Below are 1,003 nucleotides of genomic sequence, written 5' to 3'. Positions count from 1 at the left end.
TTTGATTGGGCCTGCACAGTAGCTTTTTGCCAACCGATCCTACCATGAAATGTGGGACAATGCTTACTGAATTACAGCAGTTTTCAATTGGGTGAGGAGTCGGGAATCGGGAATCGGGAATCGGGAACAGGGAACAGTTCAGGAGCAATTTAGGTTGACCCGGTGGGTGGAATGGGCATCTTGGTGGAATGGGCATCTTGGTGGAATGGGCATCTTGGTGGAATGGGCATCTTGCCCGTTATCAATATTTGTGGAATGGGCATCTTGGTGGAATGGGCATCTTGGTGGAATGGGCATCTTGCCCGTTATCAATATTTGTGGAATGGGCATCTTGCCCGTTATCAATATTTTCGGACGGACTTTCCCAACTAGCGAAGAGGCGAAAAATCAGGACGAGCCCGTCTTATCACGCAGCCTACGTACTAGGCTGGCTAATGCTAAAAATTAATTCTAAATTCTTCATTCTAAATTCTTCATTAGTCTATTGCTTTTTGACTTGTTCAGCGAAGCTTCCTAATTTCCTCTACAGGTATGCCAGTAGTTTGGCTAATGGTTTCATCATCCAAAAGAGGCAGAAGTTGGCGTGCAATTGTTTGGGCTTTTTCTTTCTCACCTTCTTCTCTCCCTTGTTTCATTCCTTTTTCTATCCCTTGTTTCTCAGCAAAAAGAATCAGCCCTTGTTGGTCATGAATAAACATTTCTCGTTTTCCTAGTTCCTCCAACTCCTTCCTGGTTAAATTCGCCTGAGACGCAATGCCAAATGCCTGTTGAAACTCTGGGAGTTGTGCCATTTTATCTGGGACTGTATCTAAGGAAGGGGCATTTTTTAAAAAATACATCCACAACTCATCCAAGTCTTCTAACTCCTCCAACTGCTTCTCAAATTTCGGTAACTCTACAAACAATAATTGTAAGTAATTTTCTACGTAGCTGATGTTGGTACTTTTTTCTCGGAACTCAAAATGATTAATTACCTGATTATTCTCAGGAAACATAATAAAAT

2 protein-coding genes are annotated in these 1,003 nt (G+C 42.2%); one reads left to right on the top strand and one right to left on the bottom strand.

Features of this window, described 5'->3' with window-relative positions:
* The first annotated feature begins 91 nt into the window (after positions 1 to 91).
* On the top strand, positions 92 to 448 hold the full coding sequence (locus tag F6K37_RS44415; RefSeq protein ID WP_287257479.1) for a hypothetical protein: 357 nt from the start codon (positions 92 to 94) through the stop codon (positions 446 to 448).
* A gap of 52 nt (positions 449 to 500) precedes the next feature.
* Here F6K37_RS44415 and F6K37_RS44410 read toward each other — a convergent pair.
* Positions 501 to 1,003: Rpn family recombination-promoting nuclease/putative transposase (locus F6K37_RS44410; protein ID WP_287257478.1), on the bottom strand; the 503-nt coding region annotated here is incomplete at its 5' end.

Origin of the sequence: Moorena sp. SIO4E2 (genome assembly GCF_010671945.1) — a bacterium.
Lineage (GTDB): Bacteria > Cyanobacteriota > Cyanobacteriia > Cyanobacteriales > Coleofasciculaceae > Moorena > Moorena producens.
This window is presented reverse-complemented; position numbering and strand designations above follow the sequence as displayed.